The following is a 13,475-nucleotide window of genomic DNA, read 5'->3' on the forward strand; positions in this document are numbered from 1 at the left end:
TCGAACCCGAATGAGAGGACCTGTTCGCCCACTAAGCCCGAGGTCTGGTAAATTTCGGGTGAAGGTGATCAGCGCAGGCTGTGCATAAGCGTCTCAAGATGGTGCGCCAGAACGCCGTGAAACACAACAAATGAGCGCATTTCTCGTGATCGCCGCGCCTGCGGAAGTTTTTAACTTGGCAGACCTGTTTCGGTTATCGACAATGCGGCCTCACAAAGCGCCGGTTTTCTGCCAGACTGGGCAAACCGAAGAACGCGGCTGCAGGGACGATGCGCGACGATGACCCAGTTTGACGGTGAGCTGTCGCCTCCCTTCGAGATCGTCGAGCCTGCCAACTGGCGCGCCCCGATCATTTTCAATTCCCCGCATTCCGGCTCGGTCTATCCGGCAGACTTCCTGAGCGCCTCCCGGATCGACGTGACGGCGCTGCGCCGCTCCGAAGATTCGTTCATGGACGAATTGATCGCCGGATTGAGCGATCGCGGCTTCCCGGTGGTCCGGGTGCATTTTCCGCGCTCCTATGTGGACGTTAATCGCGAGCCCTACGAACTCGATCCGCGGATGTTCAACGGCCGGCTGCCCAGTTTCGCCAATACCCGCTCTATGCGAGTGGCCGGCGGCCTCGGCACGATTCCCCGGGTGGTCGGCGACGGCCAGGAGATCTACCGTGAGCGACTGGACGTCGATGACGCCCTCACCCGCATCGAGGCGCTGTACAAGCCGTACCACCGCGCCCTGCGCCGCCTGATCAACAAGGCGCACCAGACATTCGGCACGGTGATCCTGGTGGATTGCCACTCGATGCCCTCCATCGGAATTTCCCGCGAGGAGCCGCGCCGCCCGGACGTCGTCGTCGGTGACCGCTATGGCACGAGTTGCGCGAGCGTCCTTGCCGAAGTGGTCGAAGACACGTTCGGCGGCCTCGGCTATTCGCTGGGCCGTAACAAGCCCTATGCCGGCGGCTTCATTACCGAGCATTACGGCAACCCGGCCAGCGGGCTGCACGCTATCCAGATCGAGCTGAACCGGGCGATCTATATGGATGAGCGCCGCCGCGAGAGGACCGCGCGCTTCGATCAGATTGCTGCCGATTTTACCGTCCTGGCCGATGCATTGGCCACGATCCCGCTGGACAGCCTTGGTCCATTCCAGGCCGCTGCCGAATAGGCCGGGCCCGAAAGCCCCGCCCGGACTCAAACCGTCAACTCAATCAGATGTGGTATTTTGGAACCGTGACCGCAGAGTCATAGGTGCTTATTTGCTGCGGCATATTGGCATTTATTGTCCGACGCAGAGATAGGGCGGGGTTTTGCCGCCGGGATTCATACAACTTTAGGTTATTCCCACCAGCGTGATGCCGCGGATTGGAACCGCGCAACATGGCAGGAGAGAATATGAAGAGCATGATCAGGAAATTCTGGTCGGACGAATCGGGAGCAACTGCGATCGAATACGGGCTGATTGCCGCCGGCATCTCGCTGGCTATCATTGCCGTCGTCAACGGCCTCGGCACAAACCTCAATGGCAAGTTCACCGAGATCAACTCGTCACTGAAGTAACCTTCGCGACGTGGACACCGGCTTGAGGTTCTCAGCCGAATAAGTCTTGCTTGATGACTGACGTCGTCATGGGCCCGAAGCTCTCGGGGTGCCAGACGGCCAACAGGTCAGGCGACACAAGACAATCGCCGGTGACCACGTCGGGCCGCTTGATGCAAAAACTCCTCCGACAAGAAAAAAGGGCCGCTTGCGATAGCAAGCGGCCCAAGTCTAGGGAGGAAACGCCCAAGGAGGGCAGCGATAGCGCAAGCGCTACCGCACCGCAACAATATGCAGCCGCGACGCACCAAGTGCAAGAGTTTTCGGGCAAATTTCCATGCAAATTTCGCATGGTGACCGCACCGTTCAGGCATAGGCGTCATAATTTTGGCAAGCAAAATCAATACGATACAAAAACGACAGTAGATCTGACCTATTTATGGAATGATCTTACGTTCATTTCATTGTCCAATTTCTGATGTTGGACATCAGAAATCTTAGGGAAATCGCAACCCGATTCAGCGCTGTGCTTTAGGGAATCGCAGAGGGAATTCGATCAGCGCAGATGCGGGTCGTTCTCCCGCCCTGTATAGGAAGCGACACGCGCCCATTCAGCCGCCGCAACAAAGGACCTCTCCGTGACGGTCATCGACTTCAACGCCTTCATTGGTCGCCTTGCGACCTCGTCGGGCGAGACCATCCTGCCGTTCTTTCGCACCTCGCTGAGCGTCGACAACAAGAACAGCGCCGATTTCGACCCGGTCACGGAAGCCGACCGCGCGGCCGAGGCGGTGATGCGCCGGCTGATCAAGGCCAATTTCCCGCAGCACGGTATTGTCGGCGAGGAATTCGGCACCGAACGCGAAGACGCTGAATATGTCTGGGTCCTCGACCCGATCGACGGCACCAAATCCTTCATCTCCGGCTTTCCGATCTGGGGCACGCTGATTGCGCTGCTGCATCGGGGCACACCGGTCTATGGCATGATGCACCAGCCCTATATCGGCGAACGCTTCAGCGGTGACAGCGGCTCGGCGCGCTACCAGGGCGCCAACAACACCAGCCGCAAATTGGCCGTCCGGCGCTGTGCCTCGCTGACGGATGCGACACTGTTCACCACCAGCCCGCGGCTGATGGGCGATGCCGATCGCGCGAAGTTTCACGAGGTCGAAAAAGACGTCCGGCTGACGCGCTACGGCGGCGATTGCTATTCCTATTGCATGCTCGCCGCGGGCCATCTCGATCTCGTCATCGAGACCGAGCTGAAGCCTTACGATATCGCAGCCCTGATCCCGATCATCACCGGCGCCGGCGGCGTGGTGACCACCTGGGAGGGTAAGCCCGCGCAGAATGGCGGCCGCATCGTCGCTGCCGGCGACCCGCGCGTGCATGAGGCCGCGCTGAAGATCCTGAACGCCTGATCGGGCACTGCTACGCCCGCGCTGCGGTTCGCAAATGCTCGATCATCTGCTGCGCGGGACGGGATAACGTCTTCAGGCTGCGAAAGCAGATCGCCAGCTTGCGGTTCGCCCAGGGATCGCGAATCCGGATCAGCGCCAGCGCCGTCGACCGTGCGCAGCGCCGTGCGGCGACCTCCGGCACGATCGCGATCCCGACCCCCGCCGCCGCCATCTGGCACATCGCATCGAAATCCCGCATCTGTGCCCGATAACGCAGCCGCGCGCCGAGCTGCGCCGCATATTTGCCGATGTGGTTCTGCAGCGCGGTCGCGTTGGTCAGCCCGACAAAGTCACGGTCGATGATCTCATGGAAATCGATCTGACGCCGGCCGGCCAGATCGCTGCGCGGCGCCGTCACCAGCATCAGGCGGTCTTCGTTGAAAGTGAAGCGTTCAAGGCTGTCCGGCAGCGTATGCTCGGCGGCGAAGCCGAAATCGGCGATGCCCGCGGCGATCGCCTGGGCGATATCGGCGCTCTCGCGCTCCTCGACCTCAAGACTGACATTGGGGTGCTCGCGCAGGAAACTCGCCAGCGCCTTCGGCAGATGTTCGGACAGACCCACTGTATTGGCCAGCATCGACACACTGGCCTTCATGCCATTGGCATAGGCGGCCATGTCGCCGCGCATGGTCTCGATATTCTGCAGGATGATGCGGGCGTGGCCGAGCAGGCTTTCGCCGGCGGTCGTCAGCGTGACCCCGCGTCGGCCCCGTTTCAGCAGCGGCACACCGACCGTCGCTTCCAGGCCCTTGATCCGGGCGCTTGCCGAGGCCAGCGCCAGATTGGCCGCATTTGCGCCGCCGGTGATGCTGCGCGCTTCGGCGACCGCCACGAAGAGTTTGAGATCGACCAGATCGGCATGCATCCTTGGCCCTCCAGCCTTCGCTAAAACCGAAGGCAATCTCCGTAACCTCCACATTGTGCCGGCCGCGCCGATCGGTCAATCTGCCGCACATGATCGATTCCATGCTCATTCTGATTGCTGCTGTTTTTGCGCTCGCCGGCTTCGTCAAAGGCGTCATCGGCCTCGGCCTGCCCACCGTGTCGATGGGCCTGCTGGCGGTGACCATGACGCCGGTGCAGGCGTTGACCATTGTCATCGTCCCCGCCATCGTCACCAATATCTGGCAGACCTTTGTCGGTCCCTATCTGCGCGACATCATCCGCCGGCTGTGGCCGCTGCTGCTCGGCACCGCGATCGCCATCTGGCTGTGCGGCAGCCTGATGACCGGGCCCTATGCCAAATATGGTTCGATCGTGCTCGGCGTCCTGCTGGTGATCTATGCCGTGGTGACGCTGGTGAAATTCCAGTTCAAGACGCCACCGCAAAACGAGAAATGGGTCGGCGGCATCGCCGGCCTGCTGACCGGCGTGGTCTCCGCCGCCACCGGCGTGCAGGTCATTCCGTCCATGCCGTTCATGCAATCGATCGGCATGGAGAAGAACGAGCTGGTGCAGGCGCTCGGCCTTTACTTCACCGTCGCCACGATGGCTCAGGCCTTCAACCTCAGCAGCGCCGGCTTGCTCACCGCCGCCACGGCGGTGCCCGGCGTCGTCGCGATGATCACCGCTTTTGCCGGCATGTTCATCGGTCAGGCGGTGCGCGATCGCATGGAGCCCGAGCAGTTCCGCCGCTGGTTCCTGATCGCGATGCTGCTGCTCGGCATCTATCTTGCCGTCACCGCGACCTTCACGGTGCTGAAGTAGGATGGGCAGAGCGCAGCGAAACCCATCCACCAAGAAACATAACAGTGATGTCGCAAAGACGCTCTACCGTCCTCCGCTTAACGCGCCTCCAGCATTGCCACGCGGATGCCGAGATAGATGAACACGCCACCCAGCGCGCGGTTGATCCAGACCATCGCCTGACTGGATTGCCGGACGCGGCTGGCGGCCTTGGCCGCGACAATGGCCGTGCCAAGCCCCCAGATCGTGCCCGTGCTGATGAAGATCAGCCCCAGTACGATGAAGGCCAGCGCCTTGCTGGGCGCATCCACGTCGACGAATTGCGGCAGGAAGGCGAGAAAGAACAGCGCCACTTTCGGGTTCAGCGCATTGGTGAAGACGCCCTGCCAGAACACCTGCCGCAGCGATAGCGGCGCTCTTTCGGCAAGGTCATCCGTCGCCACTGACGGCCGCGCCCGCAGCATCTGGAAGCCGGTATAGAGCAGATAGGCCGCGCCGATCCATTTCACCGCGGTGAAGGCGTAGGACGATGCCGCCAGCAACGCCGACAGTCCGACTGCCGCGGCGAACACATGGACCAGACATCCCGCACTAATCCCCAGTGCCCCCGCTACGCCGCCGCGCCAGCCCATCTGCACGCTGCGCCCGACGATATAGGCCGTGTCCGGTCCCGGCGTGATGTTGAGCAGGATGCCGGACAGGATGAAGATCCAGAGGCCGTGGATACCGAGCATGAGTGTCCTTCGCTATTTGAACAGAGGGGTGCCCGGCACGAACGCGTCGAACGCCGCCCAGAACTGCTGCCGGTAGCGATCCTGCTCCTGCAGAATCTCGTGGCGGGAGCCGGCGATCACCAGATGCGAGCCGGCACGCAGATGATAGGCGAATTCCTCGATGGCCGGCGTCGACACCACCTGATCGCTGCTGGCAGCCAGCATCAGGATCGGCTGACGGATCTTCACGGGATAGCTGGCCTCGCGAAAGCCGTGCATCCCGCGGATCGCCGTATCGGCCCAGGCCACCGTCGGCGAGCCGATGCCGAGCGTCGGATCCTCTTCGAGAATCGCCGCGTTGCGCGCATAGCGCACGGGATCGCTGGTCAGTTTGTTGTTAGGGAATGACGCGGTACCGACCAGTTCGCCATTGCCGCCGGGAATATAGTTGCCGCCCTGCCCGGTAAAGCGCATCACGCGCAGCAACAGGCGGGCCGGCAACGAGGTCGAGCGGCCGGGCAGATCGATCATCGGCGCCGACAGCACCATGCGGTCGAACCAGCGCTTGCCGGAATGCGCCACGCGCAGCATCACCGCGCCGCCCATCGAATGCGCCAGCGCGAAGTAAGGTGGCGGACAATCCGGCATCACCACCTGCTGCACGAAACTTTCGACGTCGATCTCGAAATCGGAGAAACTGCGCACATAGCCCTTGCGGCCATCCCGCAACTGCCGAGACGAATGGCCCTGCCCGCGCCAGTCGATCATCGCCACCGCAAAACCGCGGTCGCGCAGGTCGCGCACGGTCTCGAAATACTTTTCGATATATTCGCCGCGCCCGCTGAACACGCAGACCGTGCCCTTGCGCCCGGTGGTCGGCGCCCAGCGCGCAAAGCGCAGGTCGACGCCGTCCGGCGTCTTGATGGTGCCGGACACGGCACCCTCGGGAACAGGGTTGGCGGGAATCGAGACAAGCGTCATGGCGGGGGACCGGCTAGGCGAAAAACGCGGGATTTCAAGGGCGGGAGACAGATCAGCGCGAATCTTTCGGCCCCCCTTGCGAGCCGCCAGACCCCTCCCATATCAGTTTCGTGCAGGCCTCTCTAGGCTGCATGACACGAAAGCCCGGCCCTGTGGCGGGCGGGTTATTGCAACAGTCGCTCAATGGAGGACTACCGAATGCGTAGCTATGATCTCACCCCGTTTTATCGCTCCACCGTCGGCTTCGACCGCCTGTTCAGTCTGCTGGATCAGACCACAGGTGACGCAGCGCCGGGCTATCCGCCCTATAATATCGAACGCACCGGCGAGAACGAATACCGCATCAGCGTAGCCGTTTCCGGCTTCGCGCAGAACGAGCTCTCCATCGTCGCGAAGGAAAATACGCTGACGATCAAGGGCGAGAAAGCCGCCAACGAAAACGGCAGCAAGGCCGAGGTACTCTATCGCGGCATCGCCGCCCGTGCCTTCGAACGCGCCTTCCAGCTTGCCGACTTCGTGCAGGTGAAGAACGCCTCGCTCGAGAACGGCCTGCTCCATGTGGATCTTGTTCGCGAGATTCCGGAAGCCAAGAAGCCACGCAGCATTCCGATTTCCACCAGCGCCGTCAGCGCGCCGCAGGTGGTCGACGGCTCGGCCGAGAAAGTCGCCGCGTAAGTGGGACTTTGTAAAGTAAGTGTAGCTGTATGCGAAACGCCCCGGAGCAATCCGGGGCGTTTTGTTATGTGACGATGGTTGCTTCCTGGTCCCTCCCCGCGCTTGCGTGAGGAGGAAAGCCATTGGCTTCATCGCCGACTATTCCAGCCCCTGGGCAGGCGGCGGCGTTTCTGCAGCAGGCGGCGTGGCGGGCTTTGCTTCTATTGCCGGCGGAGCCACCGTCGGTGCGGCAGTGTCCTTCTTCTCGGGCGCAGCCGGTGTTGCCGGAGCGGTCCCGGACGTTTCCGGCGGTTTCGTCTCGGCCGGCTTCTGCTCCGTCACGGCCGACTGCTGCACCGGCGCTGCGGCCGGCGGCGTTTCGGGTGGCTTGACGGCGACGGGCCTGGTTTCGGCCGGAGCCACAGGCTTCGCGGGCGCCGCGACCGCGCGCACCGGCGGCCGCTTCGGCAGCGGCACGCTCGTCGCTCGGCTGGCAACTTTTGGCGCGGGTGTTGCCGTCCCGGCCGTGAACGGCGGGCGGCGATATTGCGGCAGGGTCGGCACTGCGGTCTGCGGGCCGTAGCGTGTGTCGATTTCCTCGCTCATCCGGTCGCCCATGCGATAGGCCGGGATGAAGCGCAGGATGCGTCCACTCCGCGCATCGATCACCAATCGGCCGTCCTCACCGTCGAGGTCGATGGCCGACACCGTGTAGATGAGGCCGCGCTGCTGGGGCATGCCGAGGGCCGAGAAGCCGGCCTCGCGCAGGATCGAATAGACCTCCCGCAGCGGCAGCACCGCCAGATCATAGCCGCGCCGCAAGACGCCATAGGGCCGCGGCTCCGCATATTCCACCGGCGGCATGGCCGCATAGGGACCGCCGACATCCGATACGCGTGCCACAGCGGCAACGTCGCCGCGCATCGGCGGCAGTGCCTGTGCCTGTGCAGCGCCACTCGCCAGCAACAGCCCGGCCGAGGCTAGACATCCCACAAGTACCTTCATTGCATGCTCCTTCGACGCCCCCGCGCCCGGAGTGTGTTCAGCACCCTGAACCTCACGCTCTCATCCGTCCCGCCACAGCAACCACCGCTGCCACAGGCGTTAACGGACAATGCGCAACCTCACCGCTGAATCCGGCAGCCCTTGGGCCAGCCTTTGGCCGGCCTTGGGCCGGATCACGGCACCACCCGCCTGAATGTGTCTTCGCGGCATGGACGATTTGGCATGCGTTGTTGCCATGCGACGACGGACTCACACGCGCTTGTGTGCTAGATAAAAATTTGGCAAAGTCTTGGTTAGGACAGCATCACTGTCGCAATTTTTGGTGGCAAATCCGGCACGGGGTTTGCAACATAAGCAGGCGTCGCGACCAAAAACACGCCTGCTACGACGCGAGCCGAATAAGGCAGGATCCTTATAGGCAAGACATGGGGCGGCCGCCGGGGACGACGGGCACCACCAGTCTGAATTCTGAAATCGAGGCGCGCTATGCGCGAGCGGTGACCCTTAGGGTTCCGCTTGCGCCAAAAGTGCGCCGACAAGGGTGGCAGAACCCCGGTTGGGGTTGAGAGGACGAAGATGAGCGGATCAGAGCACGAGCGCCAATTGATCGAAACCGGCACGCATTCGGCGGCCCCGGCTATCAAATCGGCTCACGTGAAAGACACCGCCATCAAACCGGAACTTCATACCTACCGTCCGCCGGCGCTGGGCCTCTACGACCCGTCGCAGGAGAAGGATGCCTGCGGCGTCGGCTTCATCGCCAACATCAAGGGTCACAAGTCGCATCAGATCGTGTCTGACGCGATCAACATCCTCTGCAACCTCGAACACCGGGGTGCGACCGGCGCGGATCCGCGTTTTGGCGACGGCGCTGGTATTCTGGTGCAGATCCCGCACAAGTTCTTCACACGCAAGGCATCGGAACTCGGCTTCAGCCTGCCCGCGCCCGGCCAATACGCCATCGGCGCGCTGTTCATGCCGCGTGATACCGCGTGGCGGAAAGTTATTCAGGGCATCATCGGTGATCAGATCAAGGCCGAAGGCCTGAAGCTGCTCGGTTGGCGCGAGGTGCCGACGGACAATTCGTCGCTCGGCGAGAGCGTGAAGCCAACCGAGCCCGCCAACATGCAGGTCTTCATCGGCATCGGCAAAGCCAAGATCGCCGACGAGGACGAATTCGAGCGCCGTCTCTACATCCTCCGCAAGTCGATCTCGCAAGCGATCTATCAGCGCCGCGAGCGCGGCCTCGCGGGCTATTACCCGTGTTCGATGTCGTGCCGCACCATCATCTACAAGGGCATGTTCCTCGCCGACCAGCTCGGTAGCTACTATGCCGACCTGCACGAAGAGGACTTCGAAAGCGCGCTGGCGCTGGTGCATCAGCGCTTCTCGACCAACACCTTCCCGACCTGGTCGCTGGCGCATCCCTACCGCATGGTCGCGCATAACGGCGAAATCAACACGCTGCGCGGCAACGTCAACTGGATGGCGGCGCGTCAGGCCTCCATCGAGTCCGAGCTGTATGGCAAGGACATCAGCCGTCTGTGGCCGATCTCCTATGAAGGCCAGTCCGACACCGCCTGCTTCGATAACGCGCTCGAATTCCTGGTTCAGGGCGGCTACTCGCTGCCTCACGCCGTGATGATGATGATTCCGGAAGCCTGGGCCGGCAATCCCTTGATGGATGAGCAGCGCCGCGCCTTCTACGAATATCACGCCGCGATGATGGAGCCGTGGGACGGTCCTGCCGCGCTCGCCTTCACCGACGGTCGCCAGATCGGCGCGACGCTGGACCGTAACGGTCTGCGCCCCGCGCGTTATCTCGTCACCAAGGACGACCGCATCGTGATGGCGTCCGAAATGGGCGTGCTGGCGATTCCGGAAGAAGACATCGTCACCAAGTGGCGCCTGCAGCCCGGCAAGATGCTGCTGGTCGACCTCGTCCAGGGCCGTCTGATCCCCGATGACGAAATCAAGGCGACGCTGGCCGCAAGCCATCCGTACAGCGAGTGGCTCGAACACACCCAGATCGTTCTGGAAGAACTCCCGGACGCGCCGGCCAAGGGCCAGCGCTCCAACCTGCCGCTGCTCGATCGCCAGCAGGCCTTCGGCTACACCCAGGAAGACGTCACCATCCTGCTGACGCCGATGGCGTCGCAGGGCGAGGAAGCGTCGGGCTCCATGGGCACCGACACGCCGATCTCGGCGCTGTCGAGCAAGCCGAAGCCGCTGTTCACATATTTCAAGCAGAACTTCGCGCAGGTGACCAATCCGCCGATCGATCCGATCCGCGAAGAGCTCGTCATGAGTCTCGTCTCGATCATCGGACCGCGGCCGAACCTGTTTGACCTGCAGGGCGTCGCCACCACCAAGCGCCTTGAAGTGCGCCAGCCGATCCTGACCGACCAAGATCTCGAAAAGATCCGCTCGATCACGGATGTCGCCGAGTCGCACTTCGTCTCGCGCACCCTTGACACCACCTTCCATGCCGGTTTCGGCGCGGCGGGCATGGAACAGGTGCTGGACGAGCTCTGCGCCCGCGCGGAAGCTGCCGTGCGCGAAGGCGTCAACATCATCATCCTGTCGGACCGCATGGCCGGCTCGGATCGCATTCCGATCCCGTCGCTGCTGGCCTGCGCCTCGGTGCATCACCACCTGATCCGCACGGGTTTGCGCACCTCGGTGGGCCTCGTCGTCGAATCCGGCGAACCGCGCGAAGTGCATCACTTCGCCTGCCTCGCCGGCTATGGCGCGGAAGCGATCAACCCGTATCTGGCCTTCGAATCCATCATCGCCATGAAGGACCGGCTACCGGTGCAGCTCGACGACTATGAAATCGTCAAGCGCTTCATCAAGTCGATCGGCAAGGGCCTGCTCAAGGTCATGTCGAAGATGGGCATCTCGACCTACCAGTCCTATTGCGGCGCGCAGATCTTCGACGCGGTCGGCCTCAAGGCGGATTTCGTCGCGAAGTATTTCGCCGGCACGCATACCCGTATCGAAGGCGTCGGCCTCGCCGAAATCGCCGAGGAAACCGCGCGCCGTCACACCGAGGCATTCGGGGATTCGCTGGTTTACAAGACCGCGCTCGATGTCGGCGGCGAATACGCCTTCCGCTCGCGCGGCGAGGACCATGCCTGGAACGCTGAAACCGTGTCGCTGCTGCAGCACGCGGTGCGCGGCAACTCGCAGGACCGTTATCGCGCCTTCGCCAAGGTGCTTAACGAGCAATCCGAAAAGCTGCTGACGCTGCGCGGCCTGTTCCGCATCAAGGGCGCGGAGGAAGACAAGCGCAAGCCGGTGCCGCTCGACGAGGTCGAGCCGGCGAAGGAGATCGTCAAGCGCTTCGCCACCGGCGCGATGTCGTTCGGCTCGATCTCGCGCGAGGCCCACACCACGCTCGCGATCGCGATGAACCGCATCGGCGGCAAGTCCAACACCGGCGAAGGCGGCGAGGAAGCCGATCGCTTCAAGCCGATGCCGAACGGCGATTCGATGCGCTCGGCGATCAAGCAGGTGGCCTCCGGCCGCTTCGGGGTGACGACGGAATATCTCGTCAACTCCGACATGATGCAGATCAAGATGGCGCAGGGCGCCAAGCCCGGCGAAGGCGGCCAGCTGCCCGGCCACAAGGTCGACGCGACTATTGCCCGCGTGCGCCATTCGACGCCCGGCGTCGGCCTGATCTCGCCGCCGCCGCACCACGACATCTATTCGATCGAGGATCTCGCGCAGCTGATCTACGATCTGAAGAACGTCAATCCGGACGGCCAGGTGTCGGTCAAGCTGGTCTCCGAGATCGGCGTCGGCACGGTTGCCGCCGGCGTCGCCAAGGCACGCGCGGATCACGTCACCATTTCCGGCTTCGAAGGCGGCACCGGCGCGAGCCCGCTGACCTCGATCAAGCATGCCGGTAGCCCGTGGGAAGTCGGCCTCGCCGAAACCCACCAGACCCTGGTGCGCGAGCGGCTGCGCAGCCGCATCGTGGTCCAGGTCGATGGCGGCTTCCGCACCGGCCGCGACGTGGTGATCGGCGCGCTGCTGGGCGCCGATGAATTCGGCTTCGCCACCGCGCCCCTGATCGCAGCGGGCTGCATCATGATGCGCAAGTGCCATCTCAACACCTGCCCGGTCGGCGTCGCGACGCAGGACCCCGTCCTGCGCAAGCGCTTCACCGGCCAGCCCGAGCACGTGATCAACTACTTCTTCTTCGTCGCCGAGGAAGTTCGCGAGATCATGGCGCAGCTCGGCTATCGCACCTTCGACGAGATGGTCGGCCAGGTGCAGATGCTCGACCAGTCGGCCCTCGTGTCGCACTGGAAGGCCAAGGGTCTCGACTTCTCCAAGCTGTTCGTGCGCCAGCCAGAACTGCCCGGCCAGAAAATCTATCACACCGAGGATCAGGACCATCACCTGGAAGCCGTACTCGATCGCGAATTGATCAAGCAGGCGCAGCCCGCGCTTGACCGCGGCGCGCCGGTGAAGATCGACACGAAGATCAACAGCACCAACCGCTCGGCCGGCGCCATGCTGGCGGGCTCGGTGGCCAAGATCTACGGCCATGCCGGCCTGCCGGACGACACCATCAAGGTGTCGCTGAAGGGCACCGCCGGTCAGGCCTTCGGCGCCTGGCTGTGCAAGGGCATCACCTTCGATCTGGAAGGCGAAGGCAACGACTATGTCGGCAAGGGCCTCTCGGGCGGCAAGATCATCGTGCGTCCGCCGGCTCATTCCGCCATCGTTCCGGAAGAGTCGATCATCGTCGGCAACACCGTGATGTATGGCGCGATCGAAGGCGAATGCTACTTCCGCGGCGTCGCCGGCGAACGCTTCGCCGTGCGTAACTCAGGTGCGGTGGCCGTCGTCGAAGGCGCCGGCGATCACTGCTGCGAATATATGACTGGCGGCATCGTCGTGGTGCTGGGCAAGACTGGCCGTAACTTCGCAGCCGGTATGTCCGGCGGCGTGGCTTACGTGCTCGACGAAACCGGCGACTTCCCGAAGCTGTGCAACATGGCGATGGTCGAGCTCGAGCCCGTCCTCTCGGAAGAGATGATTGCCGAGAACACCTATCACCACTCCGGCGATCTCGAAGCTCATGGCAAGGTCGACGTGTTCGCCAACCTGCTCGACTCCGATATCGAGCGCCTGCATGTGCTGATCACGCGTCACGCGAAATATGCCGGCTCGGCCAAGGCTGCGATGATCCTCGCGGACTGGAAAACCTGGCTGCCGAAATTCCGCAAGGTAATGCCGGTCGAGTATCGCCGTGCGCTGCGCGAGTTGAAAGCGAAAGGCGCCGAGGCCGAACCGCAGATCGCGATCGGCGCGTAAGACACAGACTGAACCGCCGCCTCATCAGGCGGCGGGGACGGAGATCGAAACAAGCAAATCATCCTTCGAGGCGCGCCAATGCGTAACGCTCGGGATGATGGTGG

At 63.0% G+C, this 13,475-nt stretch carries 11 protein-coding genes; 7 read left to right on the top strand and 4 right to left on the bottom strand.

From position 1 onward, the window contains the following. Positions 1-279 precede the first annotated feature (279 nt). From ACEK02_RS01955 to hisN, 4 genes are all read left to right on the top strand, one after another. On the top strand, positions 280-1,167 hold the full coding sequence (locus ACEK02_RS01955) for an N-formylglutamate amidohydrolase (RefSeq protein ID WP_371420124.1): 888 nt from the start codon (positions 280-282) through the stop codon (positions 1,165-1,167). A 227-nt stretch (positions 1,168-1,394) separates the two neighbouring features. Beyond that, positions 1,395-1,559, top strand: a complete 165-nt coding sequence (locus ACEK02_RS01960) for a Flp family type IVb pilin (RefSeq protein WP_371420125.1) — start codon at positions 1,395-1,397, stop codon at positions 1,557-1,559. A gap of 53 nt (positions 1,560-1,612) precedes the next feature. Further along, on the top strand, positions 1,613-2,017 hold the full coding sequence (locus tag ACEK02_RS01965) for a hypothetical protein (protein WP_371420126.1): 405 nt from the start codon (positions 1,613-1,615) through the stop codon (positions 2,015-2,017). A 159-nt stretch (positions 2,018-2,176) separates the two neighbouring features. Further along, positions 2,177-2,959 (top strand): histidinol-phosphatase, encoded by a 783-nt coding sequence (hisN, locus tag ACEK02_RS01970; RefSeq protein ID WP_371420127.1) that lies wholly within the window; start codon positions 2,177-2,179, stop codon positions 2,957-2,959. A gap of 10 nt (positions 2,960-2,969) precedes the next feature. On the opposite strand, the gene ACEK02_RS01975 is transcribed toward hisN, so the two are convergent. Then, on the bottom strand, positions 2,970-3,863 hold the full coding sequence (locus ACEK02_RS01975; RefSeq protein WP_371420128.1) for a LysR substrate-binding domain-containing protein: 894 nt from the start codon (positions 3,861-3,863) through the stop codon (positions 2,970-2,972). A gap of 89 nt (positions 3,864-3,952) precedes the next feature. Here ACEK02_RS01975 and ACEK02_RS01980 point away from each other — a divergent pair, with 89 nt between their 5' ends. After that, entirely contained in the window at positions 3,953-4,705 is a 753-nt protein-coding gene (locus ACEK02_RS01980) for a sulfite exporter TauE/SafE family protein (RefSeq protein ID WP_371420129.1), read from the top strand. Positions 4,706-4,782: 77 nt separating this feature from the next. On the opposite strand, the gene ACEK02_RS01985 is transcribed toward ACEK02_RS01980, so the two are convergent. After that, a complete protein-coding gene (locus tag ACEK02_RS01985) occupies positions 4,783-5,418 on the bottom strand; it encodes a LysE family translocator (protein ID WP_371420130.1) in 636 nt (211 codons plus the stop codon). Positions 5,419-5,430: 12 nt separating this feature from the next. Beyond that, positions 5,431-6,378: an alpha/beta fold hydrolase gene (locus ACEK02_RS01990; RefSeq protein WP_371420131.1), complete on the bottom strand. Its 948-nt coding sequence runs from the start codon at positions 6,376-6,378 to the stop codon at positions 5,431-5,433. Positions 6,379-6,576: 198 nt separating this feature from the next. On the opposite strand from ACEK02_RS01990, the gene ACEK02_RS01995 reads away from it, so the two are divergent. Then, positions 6,577-7,053 carry an Hsp20 family protein gene (locus ACEK02_RS01995; protein WP_371420132.1) on the top strand — a complete coding sequence of 159 codons (477 nt, stop codon included), beginning with the start codon at positions 6,577-6,579 and terminating at the stop codon, positions 7,051-7,053. Between the two features lie 138 nt (positions 7,054-7,191). On the opposite strand, the gene ACEK02_RS02000 is transcribed toward ACEK02_RS01995, so the two are convergent. Continuing rightward, positions 7,192-8,037, bottom strand: a complete 846-nt coding sequence (locus ACEK02_RS02000) for a hypothetical protein (protein ID WP_371420133.1) — start codon at positions 8,035-8,037, stop codon at positions 7,192-7,194. A 576-nt stretch (positions 8,038-8,613) separates the two neighbouring features. Here ACEK02_RS02000 and gltB point away from each other — a divergent pair. Then, a complete protein-coding gene (gene gltB, locus ACEK02_RS02005) occupies positions 8,614-13,371 on the top strand; it encodes a glutamate synthase large subunit (RefSeq protein ID WP_371420134.1) in 4,758 nt (1,585 codons plus the stop codon). Positions 13,372-13,475: the final 104 nt, after the last annotated feature.

Source organism: Tardiphaga sp., from assembly GCF_041424195.1.
Lineage (GTDB): Bacteria > Pseudomonadota > Alphaproteobacteria > Rhizobiales > Xanthobacteraceae > Tardiphaga.